This window comes from Pseudomonas sp. FGI182, assembly GCF_000511325.1.
Taxonomy (GTDB): Bacteria; Pseudomonadota; Gammaproteobacteria; order Pseudomonadales; family Pseudomonadaceae; genus Aquipseudomonas; species Aquipseudomonas putida_Z.
Genome location: NZ_CP007012.1, coordinates 3,260,605 through 3,282,581, shown reverse-complemented (window position 1 = coordinate 3,282,581; position 21,977 = coordinate 3,260,605). Strand labels below are relative to the sequence as shown.

At 65.7% G+C, this 21,977-nt stretch carries 19 protein-coding genes and 1 pseudogene; 14 read left to right on the top strand and 6 right to left on the bottom strand.

All coding sequences use genetic code 11. The annotated features are described in order from the left end of the window. The first annotated feature begins 14 nt into the window (after positions 1–14). The 5 genes from C163_RS14480 to C163_RS14460 all read left to right on the top strand — a co-directional run bounded on the left by C163_RS14480 (position 15) and on the right by C163_RS14460 (position 7,854). The gene (locus C163_RS14480) at positions 15–1,073 is read left to right on the top strand and encodes an Ldh family oxidoreductase (RefSeq protein WP_025339433.1); all 1,059 of its coding nucleotides are present in this window, start codon (positions 15–17) and stop codon (positions 1,071–1,073) included. A 20-nt stretch (positions 1,074–1,093) separates the two neighbouring features. Further along, the gene (locus C163_RS14475; protein WP_025339432.1) at positions 1,094–2,311 is read left to right on the top strand and encodes a fumarylacetoacetate hydrolase family protein; all 1,218 of its coding nucleotides are present in this window, start codon (positions 1,094–1,096) and stop codon (positions 2,309–2,311) included. A 98-nt stretch (positions 2,312–2,409) separates the two neighbouring features. After that, positions 2,410–3,717: an MFS transporter gene (locus C163_RS14470; protein ID WP_025339431.1), complete on the top strand. Its 1,308-nt coding sequence runs from the start codon at positions 2,410–2,412 to the stop codon at positions 3,715–3,717. 229 nt (positions 3,718–3,946) lie between these two features. Then, positions 3,947–5,596 (top strand): VRR-NUC domain-containing protein, encoded by a 1,650-nt coding sequence (locus tag C163_RS14465; protein ID WP_025339430.1) that lies wholly within the window; start codon positions 3,947–3,949, stop codon positions 5,594–5,596. After that, complete coding sequence (locus C163_RS14460; RefSeq protein ID WP_025339429.1) at positions 5,593–7,854, top strand: ATP-dependent DNA helicase; 2,262 nt, start codon at positions 5,593–5,595, stop codon at positions 7,852–7,854. Before C163_RS14465 ends, C163_RS14460 begins: the two co-directional genes overlap by 4 nt. A 25-nt stretch (positions 7,855–7,879) precedes the next feature. Here the strand turns inward: C163_RS14460 and C163_RS14455 are convergent, their stop codons facing one another. Further along, on the bottom strand, positions 7,880–9,061 hold the full coding sequence (locus tag C163_RS14455; RefSeq protein ID WP_025339428.1) for an NnrS family protein: 1,182 nt from the start codon (positions 9,059–9,061) through the stop codon (positions 7,880–7,882). Between the two features lie 214 nt (positions 9,062–9,275). Here C163_RS14455 and xerC point away from each other — a divergent pair, with 214 nt between their 5' ends. From xerC to ureG, 9 genes are all read left to right on the top strand, one after another. Further along, a complete protein-coding gene (gene xerC, locus C163_RS14450) occupies positions 9,276–10,190 on the top strand; it encodes a tyrosine recombinase XerC (protein ID WP_015270152.1) in 915 nt (304 codons plus the stop codon). Positions 10,191–10,568: 378 nt separating this feature from the next. Continuing rightward, complete coding sequence (locus C163_RS14445; RefSeq protein WP_025339427.1) at positions 10,569–11,402, top strand: urease accessory protein UreD; 834 nt, start codon at positions 10,569–10,571, stop codon at positions 11,400–11,402. 9 nt (positions 11,403–11,411) lie between these two features. Continuing rightward, entirely contained in the window at positions 11,412–11,714 is a 303-nt protein-coding gene (locus C163_RS14440) for an urease subunit gamma (RefSeq protein WP_003256923.1), read from the top strand. Positions 11,715–11,733: 19 nt separating this feature from the next. Then, positions 11,734–12,051 carry an urease subunit beta gene (locus tag C163_RS14435; protein ID WP_025339426.1) on the top strand — a complete coding sequence of 106 codons (318 nt, stop codon included), beginning with the start codon at positions 11,734–11,736 and terminating at the stop codon, positions 12,049–12,051. Beyond that, positions 12,048–13,751 (top strand): urease subunit alpha, encoded by a 1,704-nt coding sequence (gene ureC, locus C163_RS14430; RefSeq protein ID WP_025339425.1) that lies wholly within the window; start codon positions 12,048–12,050, stop codon positions 13,749–13,751. The genes C163_RS14435 and ureC overlap by 4 nt, the downstream gene beginning before the upstream one ends. A 10-nt stretch (positions 13,752–13,761) precedes the next feature. Further along, entirely contained in the window at positions 13,762–14,259 is a 498-nt protein-coding gene (ureE, locus tag C163_RS14425) for an urease accessory protein UreE (RefSeq protein ID WP_025339424.1), read from the top strand. Positions 14,260–14,276: 17 nt separating this feature from the next. Then, positions 14,277–14,822, top strand: coding sequence for a HupE/UreJ family protein (locus C163_RS14420; protein ID WP_025339423.1), 546 nt, complete (start codon positions 14,277–14,279; stop codon positions 14,820–14,822). Next, entirely contained in the window at positions 14,822–15,496 is a 675-nt protein-coding gene (locus tag C163_RS14415; RefSeq protein WP_025339422.1) for an urease accessory protein UreF, read from the top strand. Before C163_RS14420 ends, C163_RS14415 begins: the two co-directional genes overlap by 1 nt. Before the next feature lie 11 nt (positions 15,497–15,507). After that, on the top strand, positions 15,508–16,131 hold the full coding sequence (ureG, locus tag C163_RS14410) for an urease accessory protein UreG (RefSeq protein ID WP_010953755.1): 624 nt from the start codon (positions 15,508–15,510) through the stop codon (positions 16,129–16,131). Between the two features lie 298 nt (positions 16,132–16,429). Here ureG and C163_RS27140 read toward each other — a convergent pair. The 5 genes and pseudogenes from C163_RS27140 to C163_RS14390 form a co-directional block, all read right to left on the bottom strand. Further along, positions 16,430–16,525, bottom strand: a pseudogene (locus C163_RS27140) (DUF899 domain-containing protein); the annotation flags it as partial. Between the two features lie 174 nt (positions 16,526–16,699). Then, complete coding sequence (locus C163_RS14405) at positions 16,700–17,428, bottom strand: thioredoxin family protein (RefSeq protein WP_025339421.1); 729 nt, start codon at positions 17,426–17,428, stop codon at positions 16,700–16,702. A 93-nt stretch (positions 17,429–17,521) separates the two neighbouring features. After that, positions 17,522–19,723 carry an LTA synthase family protein gene (locus tag C163_RS14400; RefSeq protein WP_025339420.1) on the bottom strand — a complete coding sequence of 734 codons (2,202 nt, stop codon included), beginning with the start codon at positions 19,721–19,723 and terminating at the stop codon, positions 17,522–17,524. Between the two features lie 136 nt (positions 19,724–19,859). Continuing rightward, positions 19,860–21,140: a hypothetical protein gene (locus tag C163_RS14395; RefSeq protein ID WP_025339419.1), complete on the bottom strand. Its 1,281-nt coding sequence runs from the start codon at positions 21,138–21,140 to the stop codon at positions 19,860–19,862. Between the two features lie 46 nt (positions 21,141–21,186). Further along, the gene (locus C163_RS14390) at positions 21,187–21,939 is read right to left on the bottom strand and encodes a hypothetical protein (protein ID WP_025339418.1); all 753 of its coding nucleotides are present in this window, start codon (positions 21,937–21,939) and stop codon (positions 21,187–21,189) included. Positions 21,940–21,977: the final 38 nt, after the last annotated feature.

Here is a 21,977-nt window from a genome sequence, read left to right as displayed (position 1 = left end):
CCGAGGCAACCGCAATGACTCAAGCCACACATTACAACGTGCAAGCGCTCACCACCTTCGTCGAGCGGCTGTTCGAAAAGGCCGGCGCCGATGCCGAAGTCGCCCAGGTAGTGACCCGGGTACTGCTCGAAGGCGAATTGCTGGGCCATCGCACCCATGGCCTGAACCTGGTCAGCCGCTACATCGACGGCATGCTCGGCGGCCAGGTCAAGGCCCGCGCGCAAGTACTGGAGCAGGTGTCGGACAGTGGCATTTCCAGCCTGTTCGATGGCCACTACGTGTTGGGGCCGTACTGCGTCAGCCGTGCCCTGGACTGCGCGGCAAAGGGCGCCACTTCGCAGGGTATCGGTATCGCCGTGGTGCGCCGTGCCGCGCATATCGGCTGCCTGGCAGCCTACCTCAAGCCCTACACCGACCAGGGCCTGATGGCCATGCTGTATTCCTCGGACCCATCGGTAGGGCTGGTCTGCGCCCATGGTGGCGTCGACCCGGTGTACACCCCAAACCCGATTGCCGCGGGCATCCCGACCCAGGGCGAGCCGATTCTGCTGGACGTCAGCATGTCCACTGTCACCCTCGGCCTGGTCGGCCAGTGCCGCGATGCCGGCAGCCGCCTGCCGCACCCGGTGCTGGTGAGCAATGACGGGCAACTGAGCGACGACCCGCGCGACTTCTTCACCAGCCCGCAAGGCAGCATCCTGCCCTTGGGTGGCCAGGCTTTTGGCCACAAAGGTTTCGCCCTGGCGCTGCTGGTCGAAGCCCTGACCTCGGGGCTGGCCGGCCATGGCCGCAAGGATGCACCAGACCAGTGGGGTGCCTCGGCCACCGCCGTGGTCATCGACCCGCGTTTCTTCGGCGGCCTGCAAGCGTTCACCGACGAAACCAGCTTCCTCGGCCAGCTGGTCCTGGCCAGCCGGCCACTCGACCCCGAGCGCCCGGTGCGCCTGCCTGGGCAGGCTGGCCTTGCCCTACGCCGCCAGGCCCTGGAGCAGGGCGCAAGCCTTTCGTCACAGCTGGTGGCCGACCTTGACCGCCTGGCCGGGCAACTGCAACTGCCGGCACTTTCCCAATGAATGACAGTAAGGGTACACAGATGACTGATCGAGCGAACGGCAAGCGACCGCTGCCTCTGAATCACGATGCCAGCGCGTTCGACAGCGGCAGTTGGGTAGGGCGGGTCTGGTTGCCGGAGCAGGGCCCTGCGGTGGTGCTGGTGAAGGCCGGCGCCGTGCACGATATCAGCGCCCATGTAGCCACCGTCTCGGCCCTGCTGGAAGTGGCCGACCCGGTGGCCTACCTGCGCAGCCTGCCGCTGGCCGAGCCGCTGATCGGGTTGCCAGCCTTGCTGGGCAACAGCGACCCGGCCCGGCGCGACCCGCACCAGCCATGGCTGCTGGCACCCATCGACCTGCAGGCGGTGAAGGCTGCTGGGGTGACCTTCGCCACCAGCCTGCTGGAGCGCGTGGTCGAAGAGCAGGCCAAGGGCGACCCGGCCAAGGCCGATGCCATCCGTGACACCCTGGCCAGCCGCATCGGCGCAGACCTGTCGCAGATCGTGCCGGGCTCGGCCCAGGCCGAAGCGCTGCGCAAGGTGCTGGTGGAGCAGGGCCTGTGGTCGCAGTACCTGGAAGTGGGTATCGGCCCGGATGCCGAGGTGTTCACCAAGGCCCAGCCGCTGTCGGCGGTCGGCCACGGCGCCGACATCGGTATCCACCCCAAGTCGAGCTGGAACAACCCCGAGCCTGAAGTGGTGCTGGCGGTGTCGAGTGATGGTCGCATCAAGGGCGCGATGCTCGGCAACGACGTCAACCTGCGCGATTTCGAAGGCCGTAGCGCCTTGCTGCTGTCCAAAGCCAAGGACAACAATGCCTCCACCGCGCTTGGCCCGCTGCTGCGCTTGTTCGACGAAAGCTTCGGCCTGGACGACGTGCGCGCCGCCGAGGTGGACTTGCAGGTGGTGGGCGAAGACGGTTTCATCCTCGCCGGCCGCAGCTCCATGCGCCAGATCAGCCGCGACCCGCAGGATCTGGTGCAGCAAACCCTCAACGAGAACCATCAGTACCCCGACGGCCTGGTGCTGTTCCTCGGTACCTTGTTCGCCCCCAAGCAGGACCGCGACCAACCGGGCAACGGCTTCACCCACAAGCCGGGCGATGTGGTGAGCATCAGCAACCCGCAACTGGGTACCCTGTGCAACCGCGTGACCACCAGCGACCTGGCACCGCAATGGCACTTTGGCCTGCGTGCGCTGATCGACAGCCTCGGCCGGCGCGGTCTGCTGGACGTTGCAACAACCGCGCGCCAGCCTTGAGCGGCGCGCTGCGTCAGGGAGGGCGCAGCTTGAACGAAGGACCGCCAAGGCGCTGACAGCGCGGCAACAATAATAATAAAGGTCATCACATGAACCCTATGAAGAAGTACCAACGCATCACCGTCGTGTTCCTGCTGTTGATCGGCATCGTCAACTACCTGGACCGTAGTGCGCTGTCGATCGCCAACACCTCGATCCAGAAAGACATGATGATCAGCCCGTCGCAGATGGGCATCCTGTTGTCGGCGTTCTCCATTGCCTATGCCTTTGCCCAGCTGCCGATGGGCATGATCATCGACCGCCTGGGCAGCAAGATCGCCCTCGGCGCCTCGCTGCTGGGCTGGTCGGTGGCCCAGGCAGCGTTCGGCATGGTCAACAGCTTTGCCGGCTTCATGGGCCTGCGGGTGCTGCTGGGGATTGGCGAGGCGCCGATGTTCCCGTCGGCGGCCAAGGCCCTGTCGGAGTGGTTCGATGCCAACGAACGCGGCACCCCGACCGGCGTGGTCTGGTCCTCGACCTGCCTCGGCCCGTGCCTGGCGCCACCCTTGCTGACGCTGTTCATGGTCAATTTCGGCTGGCGCGGCATGTTCATCATCACCGGTGTGATCGGCGTGGTGCTGGCGCTGTGCTGGCTGACCTTCTACAAAAGCAAGGCCCGCTACCTGGCGGAGCTTGCTGCCGAGGGCAAGCCGTTGCCGAGTGGGCAGCAGGCGCCGGCAGCCACTGCACAAGCGCCGAAGGCCTCGTACTTCGCCGGCTGGCTCGACCTGTTCAAGCACCGCAGTACCTGGGGTGCGGTGCTGGGCTTCATGGGCGTGATCTACATGCTCTGGCTGCACCTGACCTGGCTGCCTGGCTACTTCGAGCGTGAGCACGGCCTGGACCTGTACAAGACCGCCTGGGTAGTGTCGCTGGCCTATGGCTTTGGCGCAGCGGGCACGATCGTTGCCGGGCGCTTCTGCGACTTGCTGGTGAAGCGCGGCATGAGCGTGCTGGCCAGCCGCAAGTTCAGCGTCATCACCGGGCTGGTGCTGGCGGCGCTGTTTACCCTGCCGCTGTCGTTCGTCACCGGCCTGACCGGTTGCATCGTCCTGCTGTGCCTGGCGCTGTTCAGCATCAACATGGCCAGTGCCACTGCCTGGATGATCGTCAACACCATCGTCGACAGCCAGCGCGTGGCCTCGTTTGGCTCGATCCAGAACTTCGGCGGCTACATTGCCGGCTCGGTGGCGCCTATCGTCACTGGCTTCAGCATCCAGTACTCGGGCTCGTTCACCACGGCGTTCATGATCAGTGCGGTAGTGGCGCTGTGTTCGGCGGTGGCCTACTTCCTGCTGCTGCAGGCGCCGATTGGCAGTGCCAAGGTCAAGGCGGCGGAGATGGTCGGGGCGACGGAACAGGGGTGAATTCCGGGGGGGCGCTTTGCGCCCCAATCGCGACGCAAGGCCGCTCCCACAGGTATCGCGCTGGTTTCAGCAGCACTGCAATACCTTGTGGGAGCGGCCTTGCGTCGCGATTGGGCTGCAAAGCAGCCCCCAAGCCGACAGCCGATCGTTGAGCGACCCACGGCACTTGCCAGGCATACTGGTCTGTATGTATAACCAGTATCCATTCCAGCCGCCTGACCCCCAGCCCGTGATCGCCCATTCCGTCGACGACCCGTTCTACTACCTGCACAACTTCCGCCAGGTGCTGCTATGGGTCGAACAGCGCTACGAAGACCTGCTCGACGATCAGGAACTCGCTTTCATCCGCACCTTCAGCCAACTGGACGCCCCGGCACAGGCCCTGATGGTGCGCATGGTCATGCGCAAGGGCGAGCTGTTTCGCAGCGATCGGCTCGACTATGCCGAAATCGGCGATACCTGGCAGGCCCTGCAGCCGCTGCTGGCCCTCGGCTGGGTACGGGAGCCCGCGCAACTGGAACTGCAGCAGCTGTTCGCCCTGCTGCGCAAGGACGAACTTGCCCGTTGTTTTGCCCCGCAGCTGAGCCGCCCTCGCGCTGCCAAGCATGACCTGCTTGCACAGCTGCAACCCCTGGGCCTGCAAGCCCGTTCATTGGCCGAGTGGTTTCCTGACAGCGGCGTGCGCATCCTCCAGTGGCGCCTGCAACCCTTGTGCGACCGTATGCGCCTGCTGTTCTTCGGCAACCTGTACCAGGATTGGTCGGACTTCGTACTCGCCGACCTCGGCTTGTTGCGCTATGAACAGGTGCCGTTCAGCACCGATTCGCGTGCCCTGCAGCAACGCGCCGAAGTCGACCTGGCCATGGCCTTGCACCAGTGCGCCGAGCGCCTGGAGCAGGGCGACGACCCGCTGTCGATCCTGGCAGCCATGCAAGGCCTGCACAGCGACAACCCATGGCTGGCCCGGCGCCATGCGCGCCTGCAATTCGCTCTGGGCCAGCAATGCGAGCGCCTGGGCGACTGGGCGCAGGCCATGGCTGTGTACACGCAGTGCAGCCATGCCCAGGCGCGCATCCGCCAGGTGCGGGTGCTGGAGCGCAGCGAACAGTGGCCCCAGGCCCATGCACTGGCGCTGCAACTGGCGGCGGCGCCGGCCAACGCCCTGGAAGTGCAGGCGCTGGAACGCATGTTGCCACGCCTGGCACGCAAGCTCGGTGGCCCGCCACAGCGGCGCCAGCGTGTTGCGCCCCTGGAGCTGATCGAGCTGGAACTGCCCCGGGAACTGGCAGCGCTGGGTGTGGAGGAGGCGGTACGCCAGCACCTGGCCGAAGCCGGTGGGCCGGTGCATTACGTGGAGAACACGCTGTTCAACAGCCTGTTCGGCCTGCTGTGCTGGGAGGCGATCTTCGCCCCGGTGCCTGGCGCGTTCTTCAACCCGTTCCAGGCCGCCCCGCAGGACCTGCACGACGGCGACTTCCAGCAACACCGCAGTGCTGTGTTCGAACGTTGCCTGGGGCGGCTCGACGATGGCAGCCATCACCGGGCGATTCTCGACTGCTACGCCGCCAAGCAAGGGCTGCAGTCGCCGTTCGTGTTCTGGTCCGTCCTCAGTGAAGAATTGCTTGAGCAAGCCTTGGCCTGCCTGCCGGCGGCCCATTTGAAACAGTGCTTCCTGCGCCTGCTGCAGGACATCCGCAACAACCGCGCCGGCATGCCCGACCTGATCCAGTTCTGGCCCGAGCAAGGTCGCTATCGCATGGTCGAGGTCAAGGGCCCGGGCGACCGCCTGCAGGACAACCAGCTGCGCTGGCTGGAGTTCTGCCGGGCCCACGGCCTGCCTGTCGCGGTGTGCCACGTGCGCTGGAGCGAAACACCGTGAGCTACAGCGTGGCGGTACGCGCCTTGTGTGAATTCAGCGCCAAGGTCGGCGACCTGGACCTGCGCTTCACGCCATCACCTACCGCCCAGGAGGGGATCGAGGGGCATCGGCGGGTGGTGGCGCGACGCGCTGCGGGCTACGAGTCGGAAATTGCCCTCGAAGGCCAGTTCGATACCCTGAAAGTGCGTGGCCGCGCCGACGGTTACGACCCCGTCTGCAACCGCCTGGAAGAGATCAAGACCCACCGTGGCGACCTGTCGCGCCAACCGGCCAACCATCGCCAGCTGCACTGGGCGCAGGCCAAGGTCTACGGCTGGTTGATGTGCCAGGCACGGCAACTGCCGGCTATCGAGGTGGCGCTGGTTTACCTGGACGTGGACAGCGATGGCCAGACGCAGATCAGTGAACACTGCACGGCTGCCGAACTGCAGGCCTTCTTCGAAACCCAGTGCCAACGCTTTCTGGCGTGGGCACAAGGGCAGGAGCAGCGTCTGGCCGAGCGTAACCAGGGCCTGCAAGCGCTGGGCTTCCCCTATCCGGCGTTCCGCCAGGGCCAGCGACAACTGGCGGAAACCCTGTACAAGGCGGTGAGCACCGGCCGTTGCCTGATGGCCCAGGCCAGCACCGGAATTGGCAAGACCCTCGGTACCTTGTTCCCTCTGCTCAAGGCCATGGTGCCGCAGCAGCTGGACAAGCTGTTCTTTCTCACCGCCAAGACCCCGGGCCGGGCCCTGGCCCTGGATGCCATGCGCCAGATCACCGGTGCCACGCCGCAGCCGGCCTTGCGCACGCTGGAGCTGATCGCCCGCGACAAAGCCTGCGAGCACCCCGACAAGGCCTGCCATGGCGAATCCTGCCCCTTGGCCGCAGGCTTCTACGACCGCCTGCCGGCCGCGCGGCAGGCAGCGGCAGCGTTGCCCTTGCTCGACCGCGCCCAGCTGCGCGAGGTAGCCCTGGCGCACCAGGTATGCCCGTATTACCTGGGCCAGGAGATGGCGCGCTGGGTAGACGTGCTGGTGGCGGACTACAACTACTACTTCGATGCCCATGCCTTGTTGTTCGGCCTGACCCAAGCCAACCAGTGGCGGGTCGCGGTGCTGGTGGACGAGGCGCACAACCTGGTCGAGCGCGGGCGCGGCATGTACAGCGCCAGCCTCGACCAAGGCCAGTTGCAGGCCCTGCGCCAGAGCAAACCGCCCGGGCTGGTCAGTGCGCTGGACCGGTTGAACCGGCAGTGGAACGCCCTCTACAAGGAGCAGCGTGCCCCGTACCAGGCCAGCGAGTCGCTGCCGGACGCTTTGCTGCGCGCCCTGCAGCAATGCATCGGGCTGATCCAGGAACAAATGAACCAGGCGCCTGCGCAAATGGACCCGCAGGTGCTGCAGTTCTTCTACCAGGCGTTGCAGTTCAGCCGGGTTGCCGAACTGTTCGACGAGCACTTCCTGTTCGACATCAGCCAGCGCCAGGGCCCGCGCAAGCGGCGGCTGGCCACCCTGTGCCTGCGAAACGTCACCCCGGCGCGCCTGTTGGGCCCACGCATGCAGGCGGCGCGCAGCGTGACGCTGTTTTCCGCCACCCTGAGCCCACGGCATTTCTACAGCGACCTGCTGGGCATGCCGACCGATACCGCCTGGCTGGAAGTGGCCGCGCCGTTTCGCGCCGAACAGCTGGAGGTGCGCATCGCCAGCCAGGTATCCACCCGTTACCAGCAACGCCAGGCTTCGCTGGCGCCAATCGTCGAGCTGATTGCCCGGCAGTATGAGCGCATGCCGGGCAACTACCTGGCGTTCTTCAGCAGTTTCGAGTACCTGCAACAGGTGGCCGGGCTGCTGGCCGAGCGGCATGCACAGATACCCATGTGGGCCCAGGAACCGGGCATGGACGAAGCGGCCCGCCAGGGTTTTCTCGACCGTTTTGTGGCGGATGGCCGTGGGGTAGGCTTTGCGGTGCTGGGCGGTGCATTCGGGGAGGGGGTGGACTTGCCGGGCACACGGCTGATCGGCGCGTTTGTCGCCACCCTCGGGCTACCCCAGGTCAACCCGGTCAACGAGCAGTTCAAGCAGCGTCTGGGGCGGCAGTTTGGTGCGGGGTTCGATTACGCCTATCTCTACCCGGGCGTGCGCAAGGTCATCCAGGCGGCAGGCCGGGTCATCCGGGGCGACCAGGACCGTGGCGTTCTGGTCTTGATCGACGAGCGCTTCGCCGAACCCCGGGTGCAGCAGATGTTCCCGGGGTGGTGGCCAGCGCCGGGAGGTTAACGCGGCCCCAATCTGGGCATCAAGGCTAGCCCGGCATACCGTCAGCCCGTGGCCGCAGCAGGATGGGCAGGTAGTGACGCAGGAACAGCAGCAGCGCCAGGCTCCAGCACACTACTGAAAGGCTCACCCCCAGCGGCGTGAACAGCGGCAGCACCACCCGCGCCAGCGTCGCCAGTTGTATCAAGGCAAAGGCCCAGGCAATGCTGGTCGGCACCTGCAGCGGCCTGCCGGTGTGGCCCAGGCTGACCCGTGCCATCATCGCCAGGATCAAGCCGCTCATGGCGCCCACGGTCAGGGCGTGGGTCACCAGGCTCGGGCTCAGTGCCACCCCGGCATGCCACAGCGCCATGCCCAGGCAGGCAATGGCAATCCAGGCATAGGCCAGGTGCAGCGACCACAGCAGGGGCACCCGCCACAAGCCACGGTCATGCCACAAGGCCAGGCGGGCCGTATGCAGGGCGAACAAGGCGCTGAACAGCAGGGCCAGGGCGATACGTGGCGTATCGGCCAAGCCCGAGGCAAAGGCCAGCGGTACCGCCACGCTCAGCAGCAGGCCGGCCCGGTCCAGCCAGGGGCGGGCAGGGGACGGGGCCATGTTGCCCAGGCCGCGTCGGGTGAAGAACGGGATCACCCGCCCGCCAAGCACGGTCATCATCGCGGCCACCAGCCACAACCCGGCAAACACCCCGCGGCGCTGCCACAGTTCGTCCTGGCGCAGCCAGCCGACCAGGGTCAGCCACTGGCAGGCGGCGATCAACAGCACCAGGCCGACGATCGGGTAGTTGTTACGCAAGCGCCGTTGCACGATCGGCCGTGCCAGGGCCAGTGCCACCAGTGGCAGAAAGCTGCCCTCGATCACAACCAGCAAGCTGCCCGGTAATGGCAGGAACCAGCTGGCCCGGCCCAGCAGCCAAAGCAGGAACAAACCCTGCAGCGCACGCCCGCTCAAGCCTGGGGTGCCGCTCCAGTTCTGCACGGCAGTCAGCAGGAAACCGGCGATGATGGCGGCAGCAAAGCCATAGAGCATCTCGTGGCGGTGCCAGGCGAGCATGCCGCCGGGGGGCGTGGGGGCCAGCGCCCCGGCCAGTACGCCGGCCCACAACAGCAAGGCGAGCAGCGCAAACAAACTGCCACCCAGGAAGAATGGGCGGAAACCCAGGCCCCAGACGGCCTGGCGTGGGCGTGAAGCGATCGGCTGCACAAGCATGGGCGGACCTTCGTTCGTTCAGTAGGCTCAATTGGGGTAAGATCACGATCCGTGCCAGCTCCGAACCCCTTGTATATCAAGGTGATGGCACCTCTCCGGGTCCGAATGACATGCGTTTTCTGCTGTTATTTGGACCTGCTTGTATGTCGTATTGACTTGCTTCAGGGTCTGGCCGGTTCGCCGCTGGCCAACGCTTCGCTACAGGATTCACGTTTTGTCCGACCTCTCGAAAAATCCACTGCTGCAGTACATGGCCCGCCTGGCCCCATCCAGCCAGCAAACCATGCGCTACATCCTTCAGGACGCTGCCGACCGGCTGGGTTTTGTCGACTGCAATATCGTCGATGTGCCCTGGCATCGGCTCGAGCCCGGCCATGTGATCGCCCTGGTGGCGGCGCTGCGTGCCGACGGTTACGCCCCCAACAGCTCGTCGCTCTACGTCAACGCCATCCGCGGTGTGATGAACGAAGCCTGGCGCCAGGGCCTGATCGATCACGAGCAGTTGTTGCGCATCCGCGAGGTCAAACCGGCCACCGGCAGCCGCCTGCCGCCGGGGCGCAACCTGCGCCGCAGCCTGATTCGCGAGCTGATGGATGTGTGCGCGGCCGACCCACGGCCGCAGGGTGTGCGCGACGCGGCGATCATCGCCTTGCTGTACGGCACCGGCATGCGCAAGTCGGAGTCGGTGGACATCGACCTGGACCAGGTCGACTTCGAGGCGCGCAGCCTGCAGGTGCTGGGCAAGGGCAATCGCCAGCTGATCAAGTACGCCCCGCCATGGGCGTTCGAGAAGTTGCAGGCGTGGCTGGATCTGCGCCGTCAGGACTTGCCGGCAGGGGCCGAAGACGACCCGTTCCTGTTCAACCGCATCCGCCGTGGCAGCCATATCACCCGGGCGCGCATCACCAAGCATGCCATTTACTACATCGCCCGCCAGCGTGGTGCGCAGGTGGGCGTGAAGATCATGCCGCACGACTTCCGCCGGGCGTTCATCACCCGGGTGATCGAAGAGCACGACCTGTCGATTGCGCAGAAGCTGGCGCATCACGCCAATATCCAGACCACCGCCATCTATGACCGGCGTGATGACAACGAACGCCGGCGTGCGGTGGACCGCTTCGATTACTGAGTTTCGTCACACTTGGGGCTGCTGTGCAGCCCATCGCCGGCAAGCCAGCTCCCACGCCGACCGCGCTGACCTCAAGCCATGCGCGATCCCTGTGGGAGCTGGCTTGCCGGCGATGGGCCGCGTAGCGGCCCCAGCATTCTCTCAGTCCAGCACCTAAACAGGGCCTGAGTGCGCCCCCACTTTGTGCGCCATCCCCCCGTATGCCCGATGCCAGAGCGGCTTGGGCAAAAGTTTCATCTTCGTTCACCTGCGGAGTTGGCCCGCAACCTGCTATATCCAGCCTGCGAATTTGATCGAGTGGTCAGGCCGCGCGCGCCGTAGCCGTGCGTGCCTGCCCCTCTAAACGGCCAGCAGGCCACGGATTTCAGGGGCCGCAGGATGTCGCTCGCGGAGCAGATCGAACAACAACACGACGATGCCGGCTGGAGCGCTCACCTGCAGTTGCGTTTCGTCAGGCGCGACGAGGTGACCCGCCTTGGTGCGTGGCGGCATTTCGGACCTCTTTTGGTGCAGCGGCCGTTCTATCCGGAAGGTGCACCGTGCCATGTCTACGTGCTGCACCCACCCGGTGGGATCGTCGCCGGCGACCGCCTGGAGCTGGATATCCAGCTGGAGCCGGGCAGCCACGCGCTGCTGACCATGCCCGGCGCCAGCAAGTTCTACCGCAGCATCGGCCCGACCGCGCGGCTGGCCCAGCGCTTTCACCTGGCCGCCGGCAGCACCCTGGAGTGGCTGCCGCAGGACAGCATCTTCTTCTCCGGCGCCCGCGCCAGCCTCGACAGCCGTTTCACCCTCGAACCGGGGGCGCGCCTGCTGGCCTGGGAAACCCTGTGCCTGGGGCGCCCGGTGATGAACGAGCGTTTCGAGCAGGGTGCCCTCGACAGCCGCCTGCACATCGAACTGCCCGACGAAGTGGGCCTGCACGAGCGCCTGCGCGTCGAAGGCGGGCGCCTGGACAAGCTTGGCGGGCATCCGCTGCTGGCCACCTTCTGCGCCGCACCCGCCGACCAGGCCGTGCTGGATCTGGTGCGCCCGCTGCTCGACGAGATGGCCAACCCGGCCGGCGTGACCCTGCTTGGGTCGTTGCTGGTGATTCGCGTGCTCGACCATGACAACCAACACCTGCAACGCACCCTGCAACGCCTGTGGCATGTGCTGCGCCCGGCCGTCCTCGGCCTGCCGGCCTGCCCGCCGCGTATCTGGGCCACCTGAGAGAGCGCCATGGAGCTGACCCCGAGAGAGAAAGACAAACTGCTGCTGTTCACCGCCGCGTTGCTGGCGGAGCGGCGCCTGGCCCGTGGCCTGAAGCTCAACTACCCGGAAGCAGTGGCGCTGATCAGTGCCGCCGTGCTCGAAGGCGCCCGTGATGGCCGCACCGTCGCCGAGCTGATGAGCCTGGGGCGCGAAGTATTGAGCCGCGAGCAGGTGATGCCTGGCATTGCCGAAATGCTCCACGACGTGCAGGTCGAAGCGACCTTCCCGGATGGCACCAAGCTGGTGACCGTGCATGACCCCATCGTCTGAAACTGCCCAGGAGCCCCGCATGATCCCAGGTGAAATCCAGGTCGCCGCCGGCGACATCGAGCTGAACAGCGGCCGTGCGACGGTCAGCGTCAGCGTGGCCAACCATGGCGACCGGCCGGTGCAGGTCGGCTCGCACTACCACTTCTACGAAGTCAACGAGGCGCTGGTGTTCGAGCGCGCGCCGACCCTGGGCTTTCGCCTGGACATTCCCGCCGGTACCGCCGTGCGTTTCGAGCCCGGCCAGGCGCGTACCGTGCAACTGGTGGCCTACGCCGGCAAGCGCGAGGTCCATGGCTTCCAGGGCAAGGTGATGGGCGCGCTGGAGGGCAGGGCATGAGCCGCATTTCCCGCCAGGCCTATGCCGACATGTTCGGCCCCACGGTAGGCGACCGCGTACGCCTGGCCGACACCGCGCTGTGGGTCGAGGTGGAGCGCGACTTCACCATCTATGGCGAAGAGGTGAAGTTCGGTGGCGGCAAGGTCATCCGCGATGGCATGGGGCAAGGCCAGATGCTGGCCGCCGAAGCCATGGACCTGGTACTGACCAATGCCCTGATCATCGACCACTGGGGCATCGTCAAGGCCGATATCGGCATCAAGCACGGGCGTATCGCGGTGATCGGCAAGGCTGGCAACCCCGATGTGCAGCCGGGCGTGAACGTGCCCGTGGGCCCCGGCACCGAGGTGATCGCGGCCGAGGGCAAGATCGTCACCGCCGGTGGCGTCGACTCGCACATCCACTTCATCTGCCCGCAGCAGGTGGACGAGGCGCTGAACAGCGGCGTCACCACCTTCATCGGCGGCGGCACCGGGCCGGCCACCGGCACCAACGCCACCACCTGCACGCCCGGCCCCTGGTACCTGGCGCGCATGCTCCAGGCCGCCGACAGCCTGCCGATCAACATCGGCTTGCTGGGCAAGGGCAACGCCTCGCGGCCGGAAGCACTGCGCGAGCAGATCGCGGCCGGCGCCGTGGGCCTCAAGCTGCACGAAGATTGGGGTTCGACACCAGCTGCCATCGACTGCTGCCTGGGCGTGGCCGAGGAAATGGACATCCAGGTGGCGATCCACACCGACACCCTCAATGAGTCCGGCTGCATCGAAGACACTCTGGCGGCCATCGGCGACCGTACCATCCACACCTTCCACACCGAGGGTGCTGGTGGCGGCCACGCCCCGGATATCATCCGCGCGGCGGGGCAGGCCAACGTGTTGCCGTCCTCGACCAACCCGACCCTGCCGTACACGGTCAACACCGTGGACGAGCACCTGGACATGCTCATGGTCTGCCACCACCTGGACCCGAGCATCGCCGAAGACGTGGCCTTTGCCGAGTCGCGCATCCGCCGCGAAACCATCGCCGCCGAGGACATCCTCCACGACATGGGCGCCTTTGCCATGACCTCGTCCGACTCCCAGGCCATGGGCCGGGTTGGCGAGGTGGTGCTGCGCACCTGGCAGGTGGCCCACCAGATGAAGCTGCGCCGCGGGCCACTGGCGCCGGACACCAGCTACAGCGACAACTTCCGGGTCAAGCGCTACATCGCCAAGTACACCATCAACCCGGCACTGACCCACGGCATCGGCCACGAAGTGGGCTCGGTGGAAGTCGGCAAGCTGGCCGACCTGGTGCTGTGGGCGCCGGCGTTCTTTGCGGTCAAGCCGGCCCTGGTGATCAAGGGTGGGATGATCGTCACCGCGCCCATGGGCGACATCAACGGTTCCATCCCCACGCCGCAACCGGTGCACTACCGCCCGATGTTCGGCGCCCTGGGCGCGGCGCGGCATGCCACGCGCATGACCTTCCTGCCCCAGGCGGCGATGGACCGTGGCCTGGCCGAGGAGCTGAACCTGCGCAGCCTGATCGGCGTGGCCCATGGCTGCCGCCGGGTGCGCAAGCCGGACATGGTCCACAACACCCTGCAGCCGCTGATCGAGGTCGATGCGCAGACCTACCAGGTGCGTGCCGACGGCGAACTGCTGGTCTGCGAGCCGGCCCGCGAACTGCCGCTGGCCCAGCGTTACTTCCTGTTCTGAAGGAGCACCGATGATTGTCTTGACCCGCCGTATCACCGACCCCGGCCAGTTGGGCGAAACCGGCACCGTTACCCTGGACGTGGACAGCCGCATCAAGAGCCGCCTGCGGGTGACCCTGGATGATGGTCGCGAGGCCGGGCTGATGCTCGAGCGCGGCCACCTGCTGCGCGGGGGCGAACTGCTGGCCGATGCCGAGGGCATCCAGCTGATCCGCGTGCTGGCGGCGCCCGAAGCGGTGTCCACAGTGCGCTGCGCCGACCCGCACCTGCTGGCCCGCGCGGCCTATCACCTGGGCAACCGCCATGTGCCGCTGCAGATCGAACCCGGCCTGTTGCGCTTCCAGCACGACCACGTGCTGGACGACATGTTGCGCGGCCTGGGCCTGACGGTAGAGGCCGAACAGGCGCCGTTCGAGCCTGAAGCGGGCGCCTACCAGAGCGCGCCGCACAGCCACAGCCATGCCCACGGCCACGATCACCCGTTCGTGCGCCTGCCTGCCCATTCCTGAACTGCCTGGAGCAACCGATGAAAAAGACTTTCGCCCTGTTTCTGCTGATGCTGGCTCTGCCTGCCTTCGCCCACCCCGGGCACGACGCCAACCCGCTGCAGGACGGCCTGCTGCACCCGCTGACCGGCCTTGACCACCTGCTGATGCTGCTGGGCACTGGTGTACTCGCCGCGTTGACCCGGCGCAGCCTGACGCTACCCCTGGCAACCTTGGCGGCGATGTTCGGCGGCGCGGTGTGCGGCCACCTGTTCGGCGATGTGCTGGGCATGGAAACTCTGATCGCCGTGTCGCTGCTGGTGGCTGCCGGTGCCGTGCTACTGCCCAGCCGCCAACTGCTGTTGGCCATGGCCATGCCGGTGTTCGCCCTGTTCCATGGCTGGGCCCATGGCGTGGAAGCCACGCCAAGCGCGTTCTGGCAGTTCAGCGCCGGCTTCGTCACGGTCAGCGGCCTGTTGCTGGCGGCCGGCTTTGCGGTCGGTTGCCTGTTGCGCAGGCATAGCGGCCTGCAGAAGGCCTTTGGTGGTGGCCTGCTGGCCGGCGCCGCGCTGGTACTGGCCGGTTGATGGACAGTGACCTGGCGTTGTTGCGCCTGCTGCAGCTGGCCAGCCCTGGCTTGCCGGTGGGTGGCTTCACCTACTCGCAAGGCCTGGAGTGGGCGGTCGAGGCGGGCTGGGTACGGGGCGTGGATGGTTTCGCTGCCTGGCAGCGTGAGCAGATCGACGACACCCTGGCCTGCCTCGACTGGCCGGTGCTGGCGCGCCTGTACCACGCCTGCCAGGCCGAGGACGCCGAGGCCTTCGGCCACTGGAGCCGCTTTCTGCTGGCCAACCGCGAAACCGCCGAGCTGCGCCTGGAAGAACAGCAGCGCGGCGCGGCGCTGGCACGGCTGCTGGACGGCTGGCAACTGGGCCAGGCACCGGCCTGGCGGACCAGCCTCGAACTCACCCAGCTGGGCGGTATGGCCTGGCTGGCTGCGCACTGGGCGATCCCACTGCGCCAGTTGGCCCTGGGCCATGGCTTCGCCTGGCTGGAGGGCGCGGTAATGGCCGGGGTCAAGCTGGTGCCGTTCGGCCAGCAGGCTGCCCAGACCTTGCTGCTCGACCTGGGGGCAGGGCTGCCTGCGGCCCTCGACCAGGCACTGGGCCTGGGCGATGACCAGCTTGGCGGCGGCCTGCCGTTGCTGGCCATTGCCTCATCGCGACACGAAACCCAATACACCCGATTGTTCCGTTCCTGAGGACTGCCTGCATGCAAAGCTATCAACAACCCCTGCGCGTCGGTGTCGGCGGCCCGGTCGGCTCCGGCAAGACGGCGCTGCTCGAAGCCTTGTGCAAGGCCATGCGCGATCACTACCAGATCGCAGTGGTCACCAACGACATCTACACCAAGGAGGACCAGCGCATCCTCACCGAAGCCGGGGCCCTTGAGCCGGAGCGCATCGTCGGTGTGGAAACCGGCGGCTGCCCGCACACGGCTATACGTGAGGACGCCTCAATGAACCTGGCGGCGGTCGAAGCGCTGGCGCGCAAGTTTGGCAACCTCGAGGTGATCTTCGTCGAAAGCGGCGGTGACAACCTGAGTGCCACTTTCAGCCCGGAGCTGGCCGACCTGACCATCTACGTGATCGATGTGGCCGAAGGCGAGAAGATCCCGCGCAAGGGTGGGCCGGGGATTACCAAGTCGGATTTCCTGGTGATCAACAAGACCGACCTGGCGCCCTATGTGGGGGCTTCGCTGGAAGTGATGGAGCGCGATACCCAGCGCATGCGCCCGCAGCGGCCATGGACCTTCAGCAACCTGAAGAAGGGCGAGGGGCTGCAGGCGGTGATCGACTTCATCGTCGAGCGCGGGATGCTGGGCGTGCGCGGGTGATGTAACGGGTTGAACGCAGTCTGGACCATGGCGCAATTCCTGTGGGAGCGGGTTTACCCGCGAACACCGGCGCAGCCGGTGCCACCCACCGCGTTGGCTTCTTCGCGGCTAAAGCCGCTCCCACAGGTACAGCGTTGCTCTCGAGGTTGTCGCTATACCTGTGGGAGCGGCCTTGTGTCGCGAAAGGGCCGCAACGCGGCCCCAGGGTTGATTCACAACAGTTGAAATTGCTGGGGCCGCTTTGCGGCCCTTTCGCGACACAAGGCCGCTCCTACAACGACCGCGTGTGGGCTGAGTATCACTTATGGCAGCAGTTAGGCTTGTCCGGCAGCCCTTCATAACGGTCATGGTGCCGCACCCAGTCCATGGTCCCAGCCTCGTTGCGCCCCAGTGGCGTGGCTGAGTGACTGCAGGCTTGCGCAGGCTTTTGTAGGAGCGGCCTTGTGTCGCGAAAGGGCTGCAAGGCAGCCCCGGCAATTTGTGCGTCGCCGCTGAATATCCTGGGGCCGCTTTGCGGCCCTTTCGCGACACAAGGCCGCTCCTACAACGACCGCGTGTGGGCTGAGTATCACTTATGGCAGCAGTTGGGCTTGTCCGGCTGCCCTTCATAACGGTCATGGTGCCGCACCCAGTCCATGGTCCCGGCCTCATTGCGCCCCAGTGGCGCAATGTCGAGGAAGTTGTAGGTGTTGACCAGGATGTCCAGCCCGCGGGCATAGGTCGAGTAGGTGTGGTACACGCTGCCATCCGGCTCGCGATAGAACGCACTCAGCCCGGGAAGCTCGCTTTCATCGCCCTCGTATGGCTCATAGTTGTACTGCCGCTGGCCCTCGCTGCCAACGCTGACGCCAAAGTCCTCGTTGAACCCGCTGCCATGTGACGAATACCAGGGGAACTGCCAGCCCATGCGCCGGCGGAAGGCCTGGAACTCGGCATACGGTGCCCGCGACACCGCCACCAGCGACACGTCGTGATGCGCCAGGTGCAGGTTGGCGCCGTCAAAGTGGTCGGCCAGGAACGAGCAGCCGTGGCAGCCTTCGCTCCAGCCCTCGGCGAACATGAAGTGGTAAACCAGCAACTGGCTGCGCCCCGCGAACAGGTCGGCCAGGCTCAGTTCGCCGTCCGGCCCCCGGAAGCGGTAGTCGTGCTCCACCTTGACCCAGGGCAGGGCGCGACGGGCTGCGGACAGCGCGTCGCGGTGGTGGGTAAACGCTTTTTCATGCAACCACAGCTGCCGACGGGCCGCCAGCCACTGGCTGCGGGAAACCACCGGGTGCCTGCTTTCGCTCGTGCTCATGGTGCTGTCTCCACATTGGGGGATTCACACACTAGTCGAGCACGGGCGGGTCGAATCGACAGGCCGCGGCGGCCGGGCGATGAGTGGTACTGCTCAGCCCGAATGGGCGATATGCCCTTCGGTCAGTTCATCCGCTGCTTCATCTTCCCCAGGCAGCGCGGTGATCACGCTGAAGTCGCTGACTTCCACCTGGCCACCGCCATAGCCCAGCAAATGGAAGGAAAACGCCTTGCGCGCGGTCGGGTTGTCGAAGCTGAACTCCATCTCCAGCGGCTCGTCGGCGGTGACTTTCACTTCGTCAGGCAAGCCCAGCGGTACGTCCTGCTCCAGCTGCTTGGCCTTGAGCTGGATATAGGCTGCGCGCTTGGGGTCCAGCGAACGTACCTTGACCCGTACGCGGGTATGCGAACCCTCGGGCATTTCCAGGTACTGGGCGCCGATCAGGTTGTCGGCCCAGTCATCTTTGATGCGCTTGCGCAGCCGGATCGGCGATGGGCCACCGAACTGGTAACGCAGGTTGAGTGGTGTCTGCAGCAGGGACTGGTCCAGCACCCCGGCGAGGGCACCGAGCTGCTGGCCGAGCAGGCTGTCGCCGGGGCCAAGGTAACGTGCCTGGTCGGCGATGAAGCCCTCGCTGGCGTAACGCCGGCAGCGCTGCTGGAAGTCGCATTCGGTGAACATACCTTGGCCGTCGTGATAGCGCAGCATGCCGTTGGTGTAGGAGATCATCTCGCGACCGCTGTCGTAGTCGCGGTACAGCGAGCGACCGCCGAGCGCCATGGGGATGGGCAGGGCAAAGTAGTCGAGCAGGGAGGTGGCCAGGTCGATATGGCCATAGGTACCGCGCTTGATCCGTGGCAACTGTGCCTGCTCCGGCGCCAGGGTGAGGTTGAAGCCCCAGGACGAGGCCAGGCGCACACCGTCGATGCCGTGGGATTCGTCGGAAGTCACCACCACCAGGGTGTCCTTGAGTACGCCCTGGCGTTCGAGGTTGTCGAGGAATGCACCGAGTGCGTCGTCCAGGTAGGCGACTGCCGCCTGTTTCGGCGTGTCGTAGCGCTCCAGGTACTCGGCCGGTGCCGAGTAGGGCTGGTGGGTGCCCACGGTGAGCAGGGTCAGCATCCATGGCTTGTCCTGCTTTTGCAGCTGGCCGACGTAATCCAGCGCACCCTCGAAGAAGGCGCGGTCATCCTTGCCCCAGGGGAAGTCCAGGTAGTTCCTGTTGCGGAACCACTCCTGGCCGTGCACCGCGTCAAAGCCGATGTGCGGCATGATGCGGTCCTTGGCCATGAAGCGCAGGCCGGCGCCCTGCAGGTAGTGGGTGGTGAAGCCGGCCTGGCGCAACTGCGCCGGCAGGCAGGCCTGGTTGCGTTCGTTCTGGGTCAGCAGTTCCACGCCCTTGGGCGTGCCGTTGGCCAGCTTGTCGTAGTCACCGCACAGCATTGCGTACAGGCCACGGATGGTCTGATGGGTATGCAGCACGTAGTCCGGGGTGTTCATGCCGCGCTCGGCCCACTGGCTGAGCTTGGGCATCAGCTCTTCGTCGAAGCGGCTGTGCAGGGCCTGGCGGTTGGGCCGCAGGTAGGCCCCGGGGATGCCTTCAACGGTGATGACCAGCAGGTTGCGGGCGTTGCCTGGCCCGGCGAGCAGGCGCTGGCCATGCAGGTCGGACTGGGTCAGGCCGGTGCTGGCCAGAGGGGTGAAGGTTTGTGTACGGCCCATCCAGCCTTCGACCTGGCGCTGCAGGTTGCCGGCCCCGGCCGACAGCAGCTGGTGGGTGAGGTTGTATTGCCGCCATTGGTCGGCGTCGGAAGGTACCAGTTGTTGGCTGCCCCAATGGGCGCCGAAAAGCAGCAGCGGAATGGCCCAGGCCGTGCGTGGCAGCGGCTGGCTGGGTTGGGTGCGGCTGCGCCAGGCGCTGGCCAGCCAGGCCAGCAGGCCGGCGCCCATGGCCCAGGGCAGCCAGGCATGGGCCAGGCCGCCACCGGTCGAGTTTTCCATGAACTGCGGGTCGAGCAGGTACGTCAGGTCGGCGCTGGTGGGCAACCGGCCCACCGCGCTGACCAGTTCGGCCGAAGCCACCCAGAGGGCCGCCCAGGCCAGCAACACGGGGAACGCCAGCCACCACGGCCGACGGTGCAGCAGCAAGACCAGCAAGCTGCCGAGGGCGAGGTCGGACAGGTAACCGAGTGGGTTGGACCAACCCAGCATGGCGCGCGTACCCAGTGGGATCACCAGTACCAGGGCCGCCAGGACGACAAGCCGGGTACGTGGGTAACCTGACAGGTTCTTCACAAAAACATCCCTTTTGCCATTAAATCGTCATGCAACTGTGCTTGATGATAACAGGCCGTGGCAGGGAAGGCGGTCCGGGACAAGGCTGGTAACTAAAAGCCGGGCCCGTTCGCGCGAGCCCGGCCGATGGCAAGTATCAGAAGTAGTAGGGGAATTTCAGGCTGAAGGAAAAGTCCGGCGCGTCATCGGTCAGACCAATGGCCAGGTTGGGCACGATGGTCAGGTTGTCGGTGGCGGCGAAGGTCATGCCGATGTTGAAGTTGGCTGCGTTGTAGTCGCTGTTGGAGATCGACTGCCAGTCGCCGCCATCCGGTTTTATCTTGCTCTTGCGGGCGAACTGGTCGGACACCGAGAACGACATGCTCATCTTCTCGTTCAGGGCAAAGGCGATACCGCCGCCGATCTGCCACGAGTCGCCCAGCTTCACATCGCCCGGCACCTTGCTGTTGACCTGTGGGCTGATGTCGCTGAACGAGTCTTCCATGTTGTAGGTGTAGGACAGGCTGCCGAACAGCACGGCGGGGTCGAAGGTCTTGACCAGCGAGATGCCCGGCGTGATCGACCAGACGCCGTTGCCGGTCGGCAGGCTTTCCGGTACTGATAGGTTGTCGTTGCCCTCTACCTGGCGCAGTTTTATGCCATAGGGGTCTTTGCCGGTCGGCGCCTTGATGCGCAAGGTAGCGACGGCGTCAGGCCAGGTCTCGTCTTCGTCGAGGAACTTGTAGGCGACACCGACGTTGACGTCGCCGATTTCCGGGTCGCGGGTTACGGTTTCGTCCGAGGTGCTTGCCCCGGCGCCGCCCGCACCGCCGGAAGAGTAGGTGGATTCGCGGTACACCACCGGGACGTTGATGTCGAACTGCCAGCGCTGGGCGAGGTTGTAGCGGGCAGTCATGTCCAGGGTCCAGTTATCTGCCTTAACCCGGTCAAGGTTGATACTGCCGAGGAAGATCGAGTCCAGCGCCAGGAAGCCGTTGAGCACAAGCGCCCGGGTATCGTAGTGGGTATAGGTGACACCGGTCTCGAAGCTGAACTTGCCGCCGCCGAAGAAGCCGCTGGCCTCATCGTACAGGTTGGACACGCTCTGAGCCGGTTCAGCGTCGGCGGTCAGCGCCTGGCCATAGGAGCTGCCGGTGGTGCCCGGTGCACCCGAAGCCACCGTCTGTGCACCCTTGACCCCTTCGGCCGGGGACCTGACCAGGCGTTTGGGTGGGGGGGCTGCCGGGGTTTCTTCTACCTGGCGCACGCGCTGCTCCAGCACCATCAGCGCTTGCTGCTGGGCTTCGTAGCGTTGTTTCAGTTCCATCAGTTCCTGCTTGAGAGCCTCGACCTGAGGGTCGGCTGCGGCGTAAAGCAATGTGGCCGGGGCCAAGGTGGACAAACACACAAAAGCTTTGAGCGATAAAGATCGGTGCATGGAATTGCCGTCCCTGCCGACTACTTTTGATGAGACTGAGCGTAGATCAGTATCCAAATGTGCGAAGACCTTTGAGCTGATCGAGGCTACCGTTCAGCGACGCGGCTGTCGGCACGCTTTCGCGCATCACTACATTGAGCGTGGTGACGTTATTGACCCGGTTGCCATTGCCCAGCAGCGTCGAGTTCTGCATCAGGCCACCCTGCGCCAGGCGCTGCACGCTGCTGCCCTGGTTGTTACTGGCACTGATATTGAACTGTACCCCTACGCCGCTGGCGGACACACTCAGCGCCCCTGCGCCGTTTGCGCCTGTCAGTGTCTGGCCGTTGGCCAGTGCCTGGCCCTGTGGCAGCACGGTGGGCGCCTGATCGGCCTTGGAAACATTGATGGCGACATTGTTGTAGGCGGTATTGTTGTCGCCAGCTGCGCGTACCACCTGGGTAACACCCTCTGTGGTGTTGAGGCCGGCGCCGCCTGTAACGGTACCGGTGCCCGGTGCCGTGGCTCCAGCTGAAGCTGTGCCAGTGCCGCTTTCGTCGATCAACGACACGTAAAATTGCGGTTTGATGGTCGACTGCTGAATCTGCATCGTGCTCGTCGCGCCGATCACGTCCCCTTTGGCATTCTGCCAGGTGCTGGACATGACAATACCGAAACTCACGATCCGCCCCGGCATCACGTAGCGGCCACGCAAGCTCGCCAGCTCATGGTCCTTCAGCTCGACGGGCTTGAAGGTTTCGGCCTGGGTAGGAAGGCTGACGGTCAGGCATGCGATTGCAAGCCAGAATGCATTCTTCATTGGGGTGCTCCCCGGAGCCTCGTGCTCCTTGTCGTTGC